Source organism: Marinobacterium aestuariivivens (assembly GCF_042661465.1).
Taxonomy (GTDB): Bacteria; Pseudomonadota; Gammaproteobacteria; order Pseudomonadales; family Balneatricaceae; genus Marinobacterium_A; species Marinobacterium_A aestuariivivens.
In genome coordinates, this window is sequence record NZ_JBHSWE010000001.1 from 228,773 (window position 1) to 246,136 (window position 17,364).

At 59.9% G+C, this 17,364-nt stretch carries 12 protein-coding genes and 2 pseudogenes; 3 read left to right on the top strand and 11 right to left on the bottom strand.

The genetic code is table 11. The features are described from left to right. Positions 1-28 precede the first annotated feature (28 nt). The gene (locus ACFQDL_RS01230; RefSeq protein ID WP_379907437.1) at positions 29-406 is read right to left on the bottom strand and encodes a diacylglycerol kinase; all 378 of its coding nucleotides are present in this window, start codon (positions 404-406) and stop codon (positions 29-31) included. 356 nt (positions 407-762) lie between these two features. Here ACFQDL_RS01230 and dusA point away from each other — a divergent pair, with 356 nt between their 5' ends. After that, entirely contained in the window at positions 763-1,794 is a 1,032-nt protein-coding gene (gene dusA, locus ACFQDL_RS01235; protein WP_379907438.1) for a tRNA dihydrouridine(20/20a) synthase DusA, read from the top strand. A 59-nt stretch (positions 1,795-1,853) separates the two neighbouring features. Continuing rightward, positions 1,854-2,806: pseudogene (tal, locus tag ACFQDL_RS01240) on the top strand (transaldolase). A gap of 297 nt (positions 2,807-3,103) precedes the next feature. On the opposite strand, the gene ACFQDL_RS01245 reads toward tal, so the two are convergent. From ACFQDL_RS01245 to ppnN, 10 genes and pseudogenes are all read right to left on the bottom strand, one after another. Then, on the bottom strand, positions 3,104-3,589 hold the full coding sequence (locus ACFQDL_RS01245; RefSeq protein ID WP_379907439.1) for an STAS domain-containing protein: 486 nt from the start codon (positions 3,587-3,589) through the stop codon (positions 3,104-3,106). Next, complete coding sequence (locus tag ACFQDL_RS01250; protein ID WP_379907440.1) at positions 3,582-4,754, bottom strand: PP2C family protein-serine/threonine phosphatase; 1,173 nt, start codon at positions 4,752-4,754, stop codon at positions 3,582-3,584. The genes ACFQDL_RS01245 and ACFQDL_RS01250 overlap by 8 nt, the downstream gene beginning before the upstream one ends. 80 nt (positions 4,755-4,834) lie before the next feature. After that, entirely contained in the window at positions 4,835-5,530 is a 696-nt protein-coding gene (locus ACFQDL_RS01255) for an MlaA family lipoprotein (RefSeq protein WP_379907441.1), read from the bottom strand. Between the two features lie 192 nt (positions 5,531-5,722). Next, positions 5,723-6,679: a porin gene (locus ACFQDL_RS01260; protein ID WP_379907442.1), complete on the bottom strand. Its 957-nt coding sequence runs from the start codon at positions 6,677-6,679 to the stop codon at positions 5,723-5,725. Between the two features lie 587 nt (positions 6,680-7,266). After that, the gene (hrpA, locus tag ACFQDL_RS01265) at positions 7,267-11,199 is read right to left on the bottom strand and encodes an ATP-dependent RNA helicase HrpA (protein ID WP_379907443.1); all 3,933 of its coding nucleotides are present in this window, start codon (positions 11,197-11,199) and stop codon (positions 7,267-7,269) included. A gap of 234 nt (positions 11,200-11,433) precedes the next feature. Continuing rightward, the gene (locus tag ACFQDL_RS01270) at positions 11,434-12,222 is read right to left on the bottom strand and encodes a class II glutamine amidotransferase (RefSeq protein ID WP_379907444.1); all 789 of its coding nucleotides are present in this window, start codon (positions 12,220-12,222) and stop codon (positions 11,434-11,436) included. Positions 12,223-12,359: 137 nt separating this feature from the next. Further along, the gene (locus ACFQDL_RS01275) at positions 12,360-12,539 is read right to left on the bottom strand and encodes a hypothetical protein (protein WP_379907445.1); all 180 of its coding nucleotides are present in this window, start codon (positions 12,537-12,539) and stop codon (positions 12,360-12,362) included. Continuing rightward, positions 12,533-12,820 (bottom strand): bactofilin family protein, encoded by a 288-nt coding sequence (locus tag ACFQDL_RS01280; protein WP_379907446.1) that lies wholly within the window; start codon positions 12,818-12,820, stop codon positions 12,533-12,535. The genes ACFQDL_RS01275 and ACFQDL_RS01280 overlap by 7 nt, the downstream gene beginning before the upstream one ends. 159 nt (positions 12,821-12,979) lie before the next feature. Continuing rightward, entirely contained in the window at positions 12,980-13,861 is an 882-nt protein-coding gene (locus ACFQDL_RS01285) for a M23 family metallopeptidase (protein WP_379907447.1), read from the bottom strand. Between the two features lie 232 nt (positions 13,862-14,093). Continuing rightward, positions 14,094-15,480: pseudogene (gene ppnN / locus ACFQDL_RS01290) on the bottom strand (nucleotide 5'-monophosphate nucleosidase PpnN). A 420-nt stretch (positions 15,481-15,900) separates the two neighbouring features. Between ppnN and ACFQDL_RS01295 the strand changes: the two are divergent. Continuing rightward, positions 15,901-17,289: a PhoH family protein gene (locus tag ACFQDL_RS01295; protein ID WP_379907448.1), complete on the top strand. Its 1,389-nt coding sequence runs from the start codon at positions 15,901-15,903 to the stop codon at positions 17,287-17,289. Positions 17,290-17,364: the final 75 nt, after the last annotated feature.

The window sequence follows — 17,364 nt, forward strand, 5'->3', positions numbered from 1 at the left end:
TCTCGGCGAGGCGCTGCTCCTACACACCTCAGCCCGCCATCAGCTTCTCCCAGAGCGCCGCACTCCAGACCAGCCCCGCGATCAGCAGCGTCACGAAAACAGCCGCCGAACCAAGATCCTTGGCTCGCCCCGCCAGCTCGTTGACCTCCAGCCCCGCCCGATCGACCACTGCTTCGATGGCAGAATTGACCAGCTCCGCCATCAGCACCAGCAGACAGCTCGACATCAACATCGCCAGTCCCATTGCCGACGATGCCACCCAGAAGGACGCCGGCAACAGCAGCAATGATGCATAGATCTCGTAGCGGAACGCGGGCTCATGCACGAACGCCGCCCGCATTCCCTTGAACGAGTAACAGGTCGCATAGTAGAACCGGGCCAGACCCGTCACTTTCTCATTGGACATCATCCCTCTCCAGGCAGGTATAGTCTGGGCTCGAACGACAGACGAACGCACCGTTCGAGCAGCCGGTAACGCAACATCTGCGCCGACGCCGAGTTTCACATTGCCACGCTCAAAGTCAATCCCGCACAACGACTTTTCAGGCGCTGCGCCATCGAGGTGAACGATGCGGCCTCCTGATATACAATGGCGCCATTCCGCCGGATGCGGATCTGAGCCGTGACCCGAGCGGGCCCGTCTTTGAGTGTTCGCTTGCCAGAAGTGGTCATCAGCCCGCCAGTGCCAAAAGCTCAATGCTGGACATTTTTCGTCAGCACTTTTTAGCACTGACTCCGAAAAACGCCATAAAACGCCTGAAAATGCACATAAATCAGACAGCAGAAACCCCAGCAAAAACAGCCGTTAACCCAGTAGCCACGCGGGATACGGTGAATCGGCGCTTCAGCGTCGCGCCGATGATGGACTGGACGGACCGCCATTGCCGTTACTTTCATCGCCAGCTGAGCCGGAACGCGCTGCTCTATACCGAGATGGTGACCACCGGTGCACTGCTGCACGGGGATGCCAGGCGCTTCCTGCGTTATGACGAAGCAGAGCATCCCATTGCACTCCAGCTTGGCGGGAGCGACCCCGACGCCCTGGCCGAATGCAGCCGGATGGCAGAGGATCATGGCTACGACGAGATCAACCTCAATGTAGGCTGTCCCAGCGACCGCGTGCAGAACAACATGATCGGCGCCTGTCTGATGGCCCATCCGCAACGGGTTGCCGACTGCCTGGAACGCATGCAGAGCGCCGTCAGCATCCCGGTGACCGTCAAACACCGGCTTGGCATCGACGAGATGGACAGCTACGAAGAGCTGCAACGCTTTATCGAGATCGTACGCCAGTCGGGCTGTCGAACCTTCATCGTTCATGCCCGCAAGGCGATTTTGGCGGGCCTGAGCCCGAAGGAGAACCGCGAAGTTCCGCCGCTCAAGTATGAGTGGGTCTATCGCATAAAACAGGCCTTTCCCGATCTCGAGATCATCATCAACGGCGGCATCAAATCTCTGGACCAGTGCGAGCAGCACCTGCAGCATGTCGACGGCGTTATGATCGGTCGCGAAGCCTATCAGAACCCCTACCTGCTGGCGGAGGTGGATCAACGCCTCCATGACCCGCAGCAGCCAGTGCCGACCCGGGCCGACGTAATGGAAAAGATGCTCGACTATACAGCACGAGAACTGGCCGCAGGCACCTATCTCGGCCATATCAGCCGCCATCTGCTGGGACTCTTTCACGCCCAGCGCGGCGGCCGCCAGTTCCGCCGACACCTGAGCGAGAACGCACACAAGCCCGGCGCCGGCATCGACGTATTGAAAGCCGCCATGGAACGGATATCCGATTAATCCCGCAATCAGCCCGCCCCGGGTACGCTGCGGGACCACCCATTAAAGGAAACAAGCCCATGCAAAGCCAACTGCAACAGCTGAAGAGCCTCACCACCGTTGTCGCCGACACCGGCGATATCGAAGCGATCCGCCAGTTCAGCCCGGTCGATGCCACCACCAACCCGTCATTGCTGCTCAAGGCCAGCCAGCAGCCGGAGTATCGTCCGCTGCTCGACCAGGCGCGCGACTGGGCCCGCAGCCGGGGTGGAGACCAGCAGACGCAGCTGGACAACATGACGGACAAGCTGGCGGTGCTGATCGGCCGGGAGATCCTGCAACTGGTACCGGGCCGGGTATCGACCGAAGTCGATGCTCGCCTGTCATTCGATACCGACGCCACCATCGGCCGGGCACACAAGCTGATCGAACTGTATCAGCAGACCGGTATCGAAAAGGACCGCATTCTGATCAAGATCGCCTCGACCTGGGAAGGCATCCGCGCCGCCGAGGCACTGGAGCGGGAGGGCATTCACTGCAACCTGACGCTGCTGTTCGGGTTTGCCCAGGCCCAGGCCTGCGCGGATGCTGGCGCCTACCTGATCTCCCCTTTGTCGGACGCATTCTCGACTGGCATCGCGCCCGCGACAATGCTGCCGACTTCAGCGGCGAGCGGGACCCCGGCGTTCAGTCCGTCAGCCGCATCTACCGGTACTACAAGCACCACGGTTACGACACCGTGGTCATGGGAGCGAGCTTCCGCAATATCGGCGAAATCCAGGCCCTGGCGGGGTGCGACCGTCTGACCATCAGCCCGGCACTGATGCAGGAACTGGATCAGACCCAGGCTCCGCTGGAGGAGCGCCTCAATGCCAGCCGAGTGCAAAGCGACGATCCGAAACAGGCACTCGACGAAAGATACTTCCGCTGGCAGATGAATGAAGATGCAATGGCAACCGAAAAGCTGGCGGAAGGAATCCGCAACTTCACGGCGGACCAGATAAAACTGGAAAAGGTGTTGGCTGAAGTATAGCTACCAGAAGGAAGTTAACAGACCGTAGGTTGGAATGAGCCCCGAAGGGGCGAATTCCGACGACCGGTGGAATTCGCCTTCGGGCTCATTCCACCCTACAAAAACAAAGGGCCCTTAGGCATCCTGCCATCGGGCCCTTCTCCCGGCATCCGTGCCGGTCATTACTCGCATCCCTGAGTAATGATCGGGCAATCCGGCTTCCTTTCAAAAGCACCATCACATCCCTGTGCGCTTGCCCTACAGGAACTCAGTCTAGAGGATTCCGCGCAGGATACTATAGGAATAATTCCTAAAAACTCAGGGGTAGCACTCGAGCGTCGTCACCAGATCAACGAAGGCTTCCCGATTGGACTCATTGAGACTCATCAGCACCTTGTGAGCATCGATAATGCGCTCGCGCACCGCCGCCTCGGACTCCTGTACAAAGGGCACGCGCTTGAGGTCGACCAGACTGGTCGGCAGAGTATTCAGCAGGAGAAAAATACGCTCGAAGCCCATGGAGTCGAGTATACGGGTCACATCCTCATTGGTAGAAACCAGGGTTGGCTGCTCGAGCGACAGGCGACGGGCAAACACGGCCAGCTTCGCAATCAGCCCGAGCGACGTACTGTCGATCGTATCGGTTTCGGTCAGATCGACCAGTATATGCTCGACCCCACCATTGGACAGCACCTGCTCAAGATGCCGGTCAAGGCTCGTACAGAGCGTCAGGCGCACTTCGCCGACGAACTTCAAGACGTAGCTTCCGCCCTGGCGAGCGAAAAATATTGAACCTTCACGCATCAGGGAAACCCCGTGACAAAGTCATGATCGCTATATCATCGGGACACTCTGCGTCCCCCAGCAGCTGCTGATGCAACTCCCGGGGCCTGATCAGTCCCGAGACGATCAGGTCGAGCAACCGCTGCTCTCGCTCCGCCAGCGATCCTCCATCCATGACTTCAAGCACGCCATCGGAAAACAGTGTCAGCGAAAACTCGTCCGCCAGCTTCACTTCACACTCGTCGAAGAAGGGCTCGTCGAAGAGCCCGACCGGCATACCCCTCCCCGGCAAAAACCTCGCCTCGCCCGCCTGGCGCAGGATAGGCATGGGATGATGGCCACCTACCGCATACTTGAGCACCGACGCTCGCGCATCGAGCACACCGGCAAATACCGTAAAATGCTTGCCGAGCCCCGTATCCAGCAACTCCCGATTGAGCACATGCAGAGCCGAGGTGGTGGAGATATCCGCCAGGGCCGTATTGCGCTGATGTGCACGCTGCACACGACTGGCCATGTTCTTGAGCAATACGGTCACCAGCGCCGACGATGCACCATGCCCGGAAACATCCGCCAGATAAAACAGCGTCAGATTATCGTCCAGCGGCGCCACGTCGACGAAGTCGCCGCTCAGCACGAGCGACGGCGTCAGTTCGTAATCGAAACGCACGCCACCGATGGTTTGCGACAGCGGCGGCAGCAGGTTCTGCTGCACCTGCTGCGCTGCCAGCTGATCGGAACGCAACTCTTCGAGACTGCGCTCGAGGGTGTCGCGGTATCGCGGCAGAGCCTCGAGCTGTGCCGCCCGGCTCAGCAGGCGCGACAGCGCTGCGACGAAGGCCTGGGCCTCGATATCGAGACAGCGGTAACTGAAGACATCGCTGGCCCCGGCACGCAACCCGAGCACAAGATGACCGGCATCCAGCTCGGGCACCAGTACCAGCACGGGCTTGGGATGCACGCGAATGCAGAGATCGGTCAGATCGGATGCCGAGGCCAGCCGCTGCAGATTCACGATAACGAGCGAGAAATCGTAGTGCTCAAGCATATCGTCAAGCCGACCGCTGTCCGCCGCCAGCAGAATCTGCAATCGAAACGAATCCACCTGCTCGCTCAGCTCGAACACCTGATCGACGAGTCGAGTATCCGATTCCACCAGCAGGATCCGGTGACAGGAGTGACTCATAAAGCAGCCCGCAATAGGGAAAGCCACGTATTCATGAGCTTGCACACTACGCCCATTAACAGCAAGTTTCAATGCAGCAATCAGAAGTCATCGGCATCGAACTGACTGTCAACACGACCATCGTTGATAAGATATTCCCGGCGCTGCAGATAGGCATCCCGGATAAACAGATAGCGGTCACCGCTGATGATTTCCTCGGCCTTCAGCAACCCGGCCCGAGTATCGACCAGCCGTAGACCATAGAGGCTGTTGCGGGTCGGTATATGATCGACCTCACCCACCGGATCGAGGTAACTATCGGGTATCAGGCCTATGCCGTCACGTACCGTACTGGGCCCGAACAAGGGCAGCACCAGATAATTGCCGGACGCCACTCCCCAGTACCCCAGGGTCTGCCCGAAATCCTCATTATGCTTTTCGAGCCCGAACGGCGTGGCCAGATCGAAAACACCGCCGAGGCCAAAAATGGTATTCATCGTGATGCGCGCCGTATCGCTCGCCGCGTCATGCAGCTTCAGCTGCAGCAGATTGTTTGCCAGCACCCCCAGATCGCCGAGATTGTCGAAAAAGTTCGACACCCCCTGCTCGGCCAGATCGGGCATCACAAAGCGATACCCCTGCGCCGCAGGCTTCAGGGCATAGCGGTCGATCGTATCGTTGAACTGGAATACGGCACGATTGAACCCCTCCCAGGGTCGGGGTTCGGCTCGGTTGGCTCCTGCGCCGCAACCAGCGTGGCCGACAGCAGAGCCGTCCCCAGCACCACCGACCTGCACAAAGTCATCATTTGCAATCCTTGAGCTTCTTCAGCCTCGCCTCTGGCCTACTTTATAGCATTTCGCACCTGCGCAACAGCAGGAGATCCGAATGACGACCGCCGCGCCAGAAGCAACAAGGGCCAGCCTGCCCTTATATGCAAAAAGGGCTCCCCGAAGGGAACCCTTTCTTACCATCAATCGCAACGGCGATTAGAAGGAAACGTTGTAACCTACAACGAACTTGTCGTAGTCGCCGCTGTCGCCGTCGACGTCAGCAGAAGTGTACTGAGCCTTGACGGACGCTTTCTTGCCCAGCGCGTAGGAAGCGTAAACACCCCACTCGTCAGACTCGACGTCCAGATCGTCGATCTCGAAATCCATGTAGGTCGCGCCGATCTTGGCGTTACCCAGCGCGTAGGCAGCGCCTACACCCCACATGTCGGAATCGATGTTGGTGGAGTTGTTTTCAGCGTTCTGGTACTGACCTTCCAGGGTCAGGTCAGCGATGCTGTAACCCAGGCCAACGGTGGAAACTTCGTTGGTGTCGCCCAGGCCGTCGTCCCATTCCATGTAGGAAACGGAAGCGCCGAAGCCGCCCAGGTTGTAGTTGAAGCCGACGGTGCCGCCATCAACGTCGTCACGGGCATCGTCGCCTTCGCCGTCAACAACGATCTGGCCGTAGGCTTCGAAACCGGCAAACTTCGGAGTGACGTAGGAAGCAGCGTTACCCAGACGGTCAACAACAGCGAAGTAGTTGTTGGTGGAGAAGGACTCGGCGTACTTGTCCATTACTTCGGCAGCGTTCGCCAGGTTGTTCTGACGACCGAAGATCAGGTAGCCGAAATCGCTTTCCAGGCCGACCAGGGCCTTACGGGTAACGACAGAACCGGTGTCGGTGGAACCGAACGGATCGGCGTTGCGGTTGAATTCGACTTCCATCTGGTAGTAGGCCTGAACGCCTTCCAGATTTTCCAGGTCGGAAGCACCCTTGACGCCGATGATGGCGTCGTCGACTTCCAGGTCGGCATCAGCGCCTTCGCCAGTAGCGAAGTTATCACCGAAGATCGCTTCGACTTCGACGTTACCGTACAGGGTAGCGTCGGCCTGAGCGACGATCGGAGCAGTCATGGCGCCAGCAACAGCCAGAGCGATCAGTGACTTTTTCATCAACATTCCCCTTCAATGATTCAACTTACTAGTAGTGAATTCTAGTTTTTTCTTAGTGCACGCGAGTGCTTCTAGGAAAATACTATAAATCCAAATTATTTCAAACCAGTGAAAGCATTTTTTTCTTTCACCCGGGATTCCCTTATTGCCGGCATCCAATACTGACAGGCAACGATTAAGTTTCCCTGAATACTGCCCGGAGTCCAGACTCGAGCGACTTTCCATTTACTCGACCTGCTTTCCGTCATCCACCCGAGTTAAACAACCGCCCGGTAGCATTGACAGCCAAATCGAGCGCATTACAGCATAGCCTCCCGAGGGCTGCAACCCTCCGGACCCGGACTGGTTGCAGGATACTCATAATCGATTAGATCCTGTCATTTTATTTGTTACCTAAAAACGACAATCAAAGTATACGGCTGTATATTTTTTAACCTCTTGTTTCCACCAGCTAATACATCAGATCACCGGTTAATATATCGGCAAATGGATTATGAGGTGGCATAATGTGGGAACTCACGCTGCGGGCGAATAACCCGGGTACCAAGTTTGCCCACAGACCGGGCTTTCACAGAACCGTACACCCACTATGCCGCTCCATACTGCCTAAAGCTGCAGCTCGCGCCAGAGTTGCTGCAGTCTTTTTCCGATACCGGCATCCGGGTCCCCAGCTGCTGTGCAAAAAGGGACACCCGATACTCCTCCAGCATCCAGCGAAATGCCTCCAGCCGTACATCGAATACCCCCTGGGACCGGTTTCGCTCCCACTGCGCCCGGTAGCGGCTCCATAGCTGCTGCAGCTGATCCGACAGCAGGCGCTCCCGATTCAGGTCCCGCTGATACTTCTCGAGCCGACGCTCAATCGCCTCGAGGTATCGCGGATAGTGCTGCAGGTGCGCCCAGGGTGTTTCGACCAGGTAGCCGGCGGTGATCAGCGCCGACAACTGGCTCTTGATATCGTTGAGCACGGTGGCGGCCTGAAGTGGAATCTTGCCACCGAGCTGCTTGCGAATCCGGTGACAGGCCTGATGGCAGTCCCGAACAAATATCGCCATCGCCCTCGCCCTGTCCCAGAGATCGCCCCGGGCCCGCTCCAGACGCTCTCGATAATCAGATTCCGTGCGCGGAAGCGATGCATCGAGATCGAGCAACTGCATGAGCGCCTGCATCAGAATGGCATCGACCAGGCCATTCTTGTCGAATAGCGTTCCTGTATAAAGAAGCGACTCGCTGAGATGGGGCAGGTCGCGCTTCAGTTGACGGATGACAGCGGCCAGCTCCAGCATCGCGAGCCGGGCAATGCCCTGACGGGATTCGAAATGCGCCTGATCACGCGAGGCACAAACGTGGAGCTCGACCGACTCGCCGCAGTCGCGCAGCGCCGGATAGGCCTCGAGCCGGATGCCACCCGCCTGACGCAGCTCCACCGATTCGGGCAGCGCGTCGAAATCCCAGCTCTGGATACCGCCTCGCCCCCACTGATCCCCTGGCCCGGAACGCAGCGCCTGCTCGGCCGCCTTGCCAAAGCGCTTGATCAGCACCTGCGGATCACGCTCGCTGGCCAGCGACCGGCCGTTCTCATCCAGCAGGCGCAGATTCATCCTGTAGTGATCCTCGAGCGGCACCTTTCGCAGCTCGGCCGGCTCCACCAGCACGCCATTCATCCGCCTGAGGTGGAGACTGAGCGCCTCGTACAGATCCCCATCGGCAAAGACCACCCGCTCGACGAAAGCCCGGACATAATCCGGTATCGGCACGAAATGCTTGCGCAGCTGCTTCGGCAGTCCCTTGAGAATGGCCACACACTTGTCTTCGAGCATGCCCGGCACCAGCCAGTCCAGCCTCGTTGTCGAGAGACCGTTCAACATCGCCAGGGGCAGGTCCAGCGTCACCCCGTCCAGCGACGAGCCGGGCTCGAAATGGTAACTGAGCGGCAACTCGACACCCTCGAGGCGTATCCGCTCGGGATAGGCCTTGGCCGTCACATGGCCGGCCGAACGCTGCAGCACATCCTTTTCGGTCAGAAACAGAATCTGCGGATCACCCAGTTCCACCTGCTTGCGCCAGCGTTCGAAGCCAGCGCCATTGACCAGGTCCTGACCGCCATTTTCAGCGAGGCGGTCGGCATAGAAGTCGAAAAGCGTATCCTCGTCGACCAGCAGATCGCGGCGTCTGGACTTGGCCTCGAGCTCTTCGACGCCAGCCAGAAGCTGGCGGTTATGGTGAAAGAAACCGGCCCTGGTCTCGTATTCGCCCTCCACCAGGGCCGAACGGATAAAGATCTCATGCGAAACCACAGGGTCGATCTTGCCGTAGTGCACCTTGCGTCTGGGCACGATGATCAGGCCATACAGGGTCACCTGCTCGCTGGCGACGACCTGGGCACGCTTTTTCTCCCAGTGCGGCTCGAGATAGGTCCGCTTGACCAGATGCCGGGCCAGCGGCTCGACCCACTCCGGCTTGATCGCGGCATTCATCCTGGCGTAGAGCTTCGAAGTCTCCACAAGCTCGGCCGACATGACCCATTTCGGGGGCTTCCTGAACAGCGTCGAGGCCGGAAACAGATGGAAGCGCCGATTGCGCGCACCCAGGTACTCCTTGTTCTCCTGGCGCATGCCGATCTGGCTCAGCAGGCCCGCCAGCAGAGATTTATGCAGTGCATCGGCCGCTGCCGGCTCGCGGTTTTCCCGCAGCTCCAGCTCGCGCGCGATGATATGCAGCTGGCGGTGGACATCGCGCCACTCGCGCATGCGCATGAACGACAGAAAATGCTTCTGACAGTATTTGCGCAACTGATTCTGACTCAGCGCCTGGCGCTGCTCTTCGTAGAGATTCCAGAGATTCAGCATCGTGACGAAGTCCGACTCCTCGTCGGCATAGAGACGGTGCTTCTCGTCGGCGGCCTGCTGCTTCTCGAGCGGACGCTCCCGCGGGTCCTGACAGCTCAGCGCACTGGCGACCACCAGCACCTCCCGCAGCGCCTCCTGCCGGGCGCCCTCGAGCACCATGCGACCGATGCGCGGATCGACCGGAAGCTTCGCCAGCTGACGCCCCTGAGGCGTGATGCCTCTTGCCTCATCGACCGCCCCCAGCTCTTCGAGCAGCTTGTAGCCGTCATTGATAAAACGGCTGTCCGGCGGATCGATAAAGGGGAACTCCGCGATATCGCCAAGCCTCAGACTCAGCATCTGCAGGATGACGGCCGCAAGGTTGGTGCGGCGGATTTCGGCATCGGTGAACCTGGGGCGCGCGTCGAAGTCCTCCCGGGCATAGAGGCGGATACAGACACCTTCGGCGACACGGCCACAACGCCCGGCCCGCTGATTGGCGCTGGCCTGGGAAATGGGCTCTATCGGCAGCCGCTGCACCTTGGCACGGTAGCTGTAACGGGATATCCGCGCCTGGCCGGGGTCGATCACGTAACGGATGCCGGGTACCGTCACCGATGTCTCGGCCACATTGGTGGCCAGTACGATACGACGCCCGGGACCGCGTTCGCCCTGAAAAACCCGGTTCTGCTCGGCCAGGCTCAAGCGGGCATAGAGCGGCATCACTTCGGTGTCGCGCAGCTGCGCCCGGCGCAGGGTTTCGGCGGTTTCGCGAATCTCCCGCTCGCCACTGAGAAACACCAGCATGTCGCCCGGCGCCTTTTTCTGCTGCCGCTCAAGCAGGACAATCTCCTCGACCGCCTCGAGAATCGCCTGCTGCTGGTCGATATCCTGCTGTTCCTCACCGCGATCGGTCAGCGGACGGTACAGCACCTCAACCGGATAGGTACGCCCCGAAACCTCGATGATCGGCGCGCCGTCGAAGTGCCGAGAAAAACGCTCCAGGTCGATGGTCGCCGAGGTGATGATCAACTTCAGATCCGGACGGCGCGGCAGAATGCGTTTCAGATAGCCGAGCAGGAAATCGATATTGAGACTGCGTTCGTGGGCCTCGTCGATAATGATGACCTCGTAACGCTCCAGCAGCGGGTCGCGCTGGGTCTCGGCCAGCAGGATACCGTCGGTCATCAGCTTGATCAGGCTCTGCTCCGATACCTGCTCGGTGAAGCGAACCTGGTATCCGACCTTGTCGCCGAGCGGACTGTGCAACTCCTCGGCAATGCGGTTGGCGACGGTCCTCGCCGCCAACCGCCGCGGCTGGGTATGGCCGATCAGGCCACGACAGCCGAAGCCGAGCTCGAGGCAGATCTTCGGCAGCTGGGTGGTCTTGCCCGAGCCGGTTTCCCCGGCAACCACCACGACCTGGTTGTCGGCGATCAGGCGGGCAATCTCGTCTCGCCTCTGCGAAACCGGCAACGACGGATAGTCGATGCGCCCGAGGCGTCCGGCGCGGGCTTCGACCCTGGCGATGGACGCTTCGAGCGCGGCCTCGAACTGGCCGGCCATGCGGTCCGCGGGCAGTCGTTGCTGCAGGCGCTTTTCGAGCTTCTGGAGCCGGCGTTCGAGGGCCGTTCGGTCGCTGCACTGGCTGCGCTCCAGTTGCAGGCGTAATGTCTGGATATCTATGGTCACGGAGAGGCTTGAGGGCGTTGGTATTGAAAAAGGGCGCCTATTATAGAAGAGGCACCGAGAGAAAGGACAGGCGAGTGACGCTGTTGTAGGTTGGGTAGAGCGGCGAAGCCGTGCAACCCAACACAGTGACAGCTGCAACCAATCGATCTGAACTGCGATCGATATGATGGGTTTCGAGATACCCGATCAGTGCAGCAGCCATTAAGGTCGCTGCCGCGTATCTCTCCACCCATCCTACGCCGGCGCCGGCCGGCGCGCCACTTCCAGGCCGTTTTCGAACACGATCAGCTCGCCGGTTTTCAGCGGCTGCCAGGTTTCGTTGTCGGTCAGAGGGTCGGTGGCGATGACCGTGACAACGTCCTGCGGCGTCGTTTCGTGGCAGAAGTCGACGGTCAGCTCGTAATCCTTCAGCCGGGCCTCGCCGAAGGGCGAGCGGCGTGTAATCCAGGACAACTTGGTGGTGCAGTAGCAGAACAGGTAATGAGATTCCGTCAGCAGCATGTTGTAGACACCCAGCTCCCGCAGCTGGTCGCACAGCGCGGCGATGAACCGGCTCAGCTCGGCGATATCCCGGGGCGGCGACGAATAACGGTCTCGAACCTGGCCGAGCAGCCAGCAGAAGGCGTATTCGCTGTCGGTGGAACCGATCGGGCGATAAAACCCGAGCGGCAGCTCATAAAGCCCTTCACTGAGCTGACCGTTGTGGGCAAAGGACCAGCTGAGCCCCCAGAGCTCGCGCGAGAAAGGATGAGTGTTCTCGAGACAGACCTGGCCGACATTGGCCTGACGTATATGGCTGATGACGATATGGCTCTTCAGCGGATGGCTGCGGATCAACCGTGCGATCGGCGACTCGACGCTCGGAGCCGGGTCATGGAAAAAGCGCACGCCGCGACCTTCATAGAAGGCGATCCCCCAACCATCCCGGTGGGGACCCGTAGCACCGCCACGCTGCATCAGCCCGGTAAAGCTGAAACAGATATCGGTGGGTACATTGGCGCTCATTCCCAGCAACTCACACATCGTTGTTGTCCCGTCAATTTCCGGCCCGCTATGCGGGTGTTGGGTTGCGCTTCGCTTCACCCAACCTACGAAGCTCCACCGTAGGTTGGGTCAAGTCGCGCAGCGACGGACCCAACACCCATGCCGAAACCAGTACCTCATTCTTGATGCCTGTCAGCACCGAGGGTGATCCGATCCGGCAGGCTGTCGATCGCTTCCACCCCGAATTCGAGGGTCGGCAGGGGTTTGCGGGCGATGGCCAGGGTTTCCGGCGCCGGTGCCCGCCGTTCGCCCTGAAAGCACCCGCGCGGATCGACCGCCAGTTTCTGGCTCAGCACCCGTGCCCGCACCTGCCCGCCGGCCTCGACATGAAGACTGTCGCAGACGACCTCCCCTCGAGCCAGCCGCTGACATGCAGCTCGCGGGCCCTTACATGTCCCTTGATGCGACCGTGCTTGCCGATGGAGATATCGTCGCTCGAGTCGACCTTGCCTTCGATCATGCCATCGACATGGAGCTTGCCATGAACGTTCATGTCGCCCGACACCCGGTTGCCTTCGGCAATGATGGTCACGGCTCCGCGGCTCGCCTTGACGGCGTTTCTTTTCAGGATACCCATGGGCGCTGACGGCCTTTTTGTTGTCGTTTAAAGAATAGCGGGCATCCGGGCCCGACGGCACCCGTCCATTCTAATCGCTGCGCAGCGCCACTTCACCTGCATTCCCGCGCTGCCGGCAACTGGAAGAGGCATGGAACTGCCCCTTGCAGACAATGTCGATCAGCGCCCCCACTCGACCGTGCCGACCTCGCTGAAAATGGTGTCGAAGCTGGCGATATTCCAGTTCAGGAAAGGCGCCGGGTCGATCGCAGAATAGAGACGCCGGACTTCATAGTGCAGATGCGGCCCCGTCGAGCGCCCACTGTTGCCGCTGTGGGCGATCAGGTCCCCTTTCGCCACCAGCTCGCCGGCCTTGACGCTCAGCTTGTCGAGGTGGGCATAGTAGGTCTTGAAGCCGAAGTTGTGCTGCAGAATCACCAGCTTGCCGAAGCCGCTCTGCCGGCCACTGAACTCGACGATGCCGTCGGCTGTGGCATAAACCGGCGTTCCCCGGCTGGCCGCGAAATCGATACCGTTGTGCATGTCCTTCTTGCGCGTCACCGGATGGGTCCGCATGCCGAAACGGTCGCTGATTCGAGTCCCCTGGATCGGTACGCCGTTGGGTATGCTGTGCAGCAGAAACAGCCGCTGCGCGGCCGTCGCCTTCAGCGCTTCGGCCCGTTGTGGCGTATAGGTGTCACTGGCAGGCAATCCAAGCATCGACTCGAGGCCACCAAGGGAGGCATCGAGGGTCGCATTGAGTTCGCCCATGCGCAGGTTTTCTTCCTGCAGCGTCTCCAGGGTACTGCTCAGTTCATTCAGTTCCGACACATACAGCTGCTGGGTGCCGAGTATGCTCTCATACTGGTCGGACAGGGCCTGATGGTCCTCTGCAAGCACCGCCAGGTCGTCGCTGGTCTTGACCAGCAGCGCATTGGAGATGAAGAAGCTGAGCACCGCCATCAGCAAAAAGGCCGGCACCAGCACGCGCGCCACCTGATTGAGGGTGTACTGTTTCGATCCGCGAACGGTGGTAAGGGTGACGACCAGCTTGTTTCTCAAAATCCGCCCCTGCTGCAGCGATCCGGGTATGAATCAGGATTCAGGCGCCAGGGTCGGCAACGCCCGAACCTTAACGCCCGCTAAATATACCCAGAATTCACAGGGATGTCATAACCGGAAACGCAAGTAGGAGCCCGGCGTCCGGGCGAACGGGTGTCGCAGCGAGGTTATTCGCTGGCGGAGCGGGCTCCCACAGAAAGCGGCGAGCCAGTTTGACGCTCGCCGCTTTCCTTTATGCCGCGCTGTTGGCTACCGGGCTGAGTCGGTAACAGGGTACGTACTCCTGATAGTCGAGCTTCATTCTGCGCTGCTGCACGAACGAATTCAGCAGCTCGTCCAGCGGGTCCATCAACGCCGGTTCGCCGCAGAGTTCGAAAGGGCCGTGCTCTTCGATCGCACGTACCCCCGGCTCCTTGACGTTGCCGGCGACAATGCCCGACAGCGCACGCCGCAGGTTCGACGCCAGATCGCACTCGGACTGCGCCTTGAACAGCTTGAGCTGCGACATGTTCTCATGGGTCGGTTCGAACGGCTGCTGAAAGATCAGCGGCACGCTCAGTTGCCAGTTGAAATGAAAAGACTCGCTGGTCGCCTTGCGATATTCGGTGACGTTGTGCAGTCCCTCCTGCATCCGCAGCGCGACCCGCTGCGGATCCCCGATAATGATTTCATAGCGCTTCGCTGCCGCCTCGCCCAGGGTGTGGCGAATGAAACGGTCGACGGTCTCGAAATACGCCTCGCTGCCTTCAGGGCCCGTGAAAATCAGCGGGAACGGCAGGTTGTTGTTCTTCTCGTAGAGCAGTACCCCGAGGATGTAGAGAATCTCCTCGGCCGTACCGGCGCCACCCGGAAACACCACTATACCGTGACCCAGCCGAACGAAGGCCTCGAGCCGCTTCTCGATATCCGGCATCACCAGCAGCTCGTTGACGATAGGGTTCGGCGACTCCGCGGCGATAATGCCGGGCTCCGAGATGCCGACATAGCGGGCATCCCGGATACGCTGCTTGGCATGGGCAATGGCGGCACCCTTCATCGGCCCCTTCATGGCCCCCGGCCCGCAACCGGTGCAGATGTTCAGCCGCCGCAGCCCCATCTCGTAGCCGACCTTCTTGGTGTATTCGTATTCATCATGCCCGATCGAGTGACCACCCCAGCAGACCACAAGATTGGGTTTGACATGGGGGCGGAACAAGTCGGCATGGCGCAGAATCTGGAAGACCGTGTTGGTGGTGGCGCCCCCTCGTCGAGGCCATGACAGACATCGTCGAGCTCGTCGCCGACATAAAGCAGATCACGCAGCACCGAAAACAGGTGCTCGCGGATACCCTGAATAATCTCGCCGTCGACGAAGGCGCTGGCCGGCGCATTGATCAGCTCCAGCTGCAGGCCGCGATGTTTCTGGCTGATGCGGATATCGAAATCCCTGTATCGCTCCAGCACCTGCTTGGTGCTGTCCAGCTCGCTGCCACAGTTCAATACCGCCAGACTGCACTGACGGAACAGGCGGTAAAGGCCCCCTGACTGGCGTCCTGGAGCCGGGCCACCTCGACCGGCGACAACGTGGCCAGACTGTCGAGCGGGGTCACGCTGGCGGTCACGAAAGCTTCGGTGATCATCATGTCACCTCCCTTCAGCATCGAATTCCTGAGGATCGACCCCCTGCCCCGCAGGCGGGGCTCGGCCGGGGTCCCGTTCTGACTGTTATTGCCCATCAGACAGACACGCAGCTTAGGGGGTTCACTCCTTTCAATATAGGGAATTTCGCCCGCTGTCACCATAAACCTTTTAAAAACAAGGGTATCAGGTTCATTAATTGATCAGCGGTGGCCGCTGCCGCAAGCATCTGACGCCATTGAAGCTTCGTACATGAATGCCTTTGTCCGCCGTCGCACGGGGAGGCACGGGAAGAGGCGCCGAATACACTGTATTCACAGCGCCCGGTGTTCTATTGTAGGGGGCGGGCCGCTGCAGTACCTCCGCCTGCACCGGGGGCTGCCGTCGCCTGTCAACAATGCAGGCTGCTGAAGGAAAAGCCGATGAGTGCATCGAAACTCTACATTCTCGACACCAACGTACTGCTGCACGACCCGAAATGCCTCTACGAGTTCAAGGAGCAGGACATCGCCATCCCGATGACCGTTCTCGAAGAGCTGGACGATATCAAGGATCGCAAGAAGTCCGTAGCGCAGGAGGCACGGTACGTCATCAGGGCCATCGACAACATTCTGAGCACCGCCACCAGCCCGGAACAGATCGTCAAGGGAGTGCGCATCCTGCGACCGGGTCAGGACGAGGACAACCGCCTCGGCAAGCTGAGCATTTTTCCCGACCACGAACTCACTCAACAGCAGGGCTTTCTGCCGTCGGAAAAAAGCAAGGACAACCAGATCATCAACTGTGCACTGCACCTGCAGGCCACCAATCCCCATCGCGATATTGTCCTGGTCACCAAGGACATCAACATGCGCCTCAAGGCGCTCGGCGCCGGGCTGCTCAAGGTCGAGGATTACCGCACCGACCAGCTGATATCCGACCTCGAGCTGCTGCCCGCCGGGCATCAGCGTATCGAAGGCAGTTTCTGGGACCGGGTGGAGCAGGTCGACAGCTACCAGGACGGGGACCGCACCTACCACCGCGTCAGCCGCGACATGCTGCCCGACACCTATCCCAACGAATATATCTTCGACGACAGCGAGGACTTCGCCGCCCGCACCATCTCCATCGACGATGACAGCATCGTACTTCTGGATCTCGGTCACGAGCGCCTGATGCAGCAGAACTGCTGGGGCATCGAGCCGATCACGGTATTCCAGGCCTTCGCCATGCAATCGCTGCTGGACCCCACCATCGACCTCTGCCTGCTCAATGGGGCCGCAGGCTCCGGCAAGACGCTGATCGCACTGGCCTGCGCCCTGGAAATGGTGATCGAACAGAAGCGCTTCAACAAGATCATCGTGACCCGGTCGACACCGCCGGTGGCCGAGGATATCGGCTTCCTGCCGGGCACGGAAGAAGAGAAGATGACGCCCTGGCTCAGCTCGATACACGACAACCTCGAGGCCATGCACGAACACGACGAACGCCCGCAGAGCAGCGTCAAGTACGCCATCGAGAAGGCCAACATTCAGTTCAAGTCGCTGAACTTCATCCGTGGCCGCAGCATTCAGGACGCGGTGGTGATCGTCGACGAAGCCCAGAACCTGACGCCCCAGCAGCTCAAGACCATCATTACCCGCTGCGGCAAAGGCACCAAGATGATCTGCCTCGGCAACCTGGCGCAGATCGACTCCAACTACCTGACGGCCCTGACGTCGGGCCTGACCTATATCGTCGAGCGCTTCAGGGGCTTCGAAGGCTCGGCCAACATCCACTTCGAAGGCATCTTCCGCTCGCGCCTGGCCCAGTATGCCGAGGAGCATCTCTGATTCGTAAGGCGTGAAGCGTGAAGCGTAAAGAGGTAAAGACGCAGGTTGGGTAGAGGCCCGAAGGGCCGAAACCCA

Excerpts from the sequence above, each read along its gene's own strand:
- ACFQDL_RS01230 (WP_379907437.1), bottom strand. The coding sequence starts at position 406 with ATGTCCAATGAGAAAGTGACGGGTCTGGCCCGGTTCTACTATGCGACC.
- dusA (WP_379907438.1), top strand. The coding sequence starts at position 763 with ATGCACATAAATCAGACAGCAGAAACCCCAGCAAAAACAGCCGTTAAC.
- ACFQDL_RS01245 (WP_379907439.1), bottom strand. The coding sequence starts at position 3,589 with ATGCGTGAAGGTTCAATATTTTTCGCTCGCCAGGGCGGAAGCTACGTC.
- ACFQDL_RS01250 (WP_379907440.1), bottom strand. The coding sequence starts at position 4,754 with ATGAGTCACTCCTGTCACCGGATCCTGCTGGTGGAATCGGATACTCGA.
- ACFQDL_RS01260 (WP_379907442.1), bottom strand. The coding sequence starts at position 6,679 with ATGAAAAAGTCACTGATCGCTCTGGCTGTTGCTGGCGCCATGACTGCT.
- ACFQDL_RS01270 (WP_379907444.1), bottom strand. The coding sequence starts at position 12,222 with ATGTGTGAGTTGCTGGGAATGAGCGCCAATGTACCCACCGATATCTGT.
- ACFQDL_RS01280 (WP_379907446.1), bottom strand. The coding sequence starts at position 12,820 with ATGGGTATCCTGAAAAGAAACGCCGTCAAGGCGAGCCGCGGAGCCGTG.
- ACFQDL_RS01295 (WP_379907448.1), top strand. The coding sequence starts at position 15,901 with ATGAGTGCATCGAAACTCTACATTCTCGACACCAACGTACTGCTGCAC.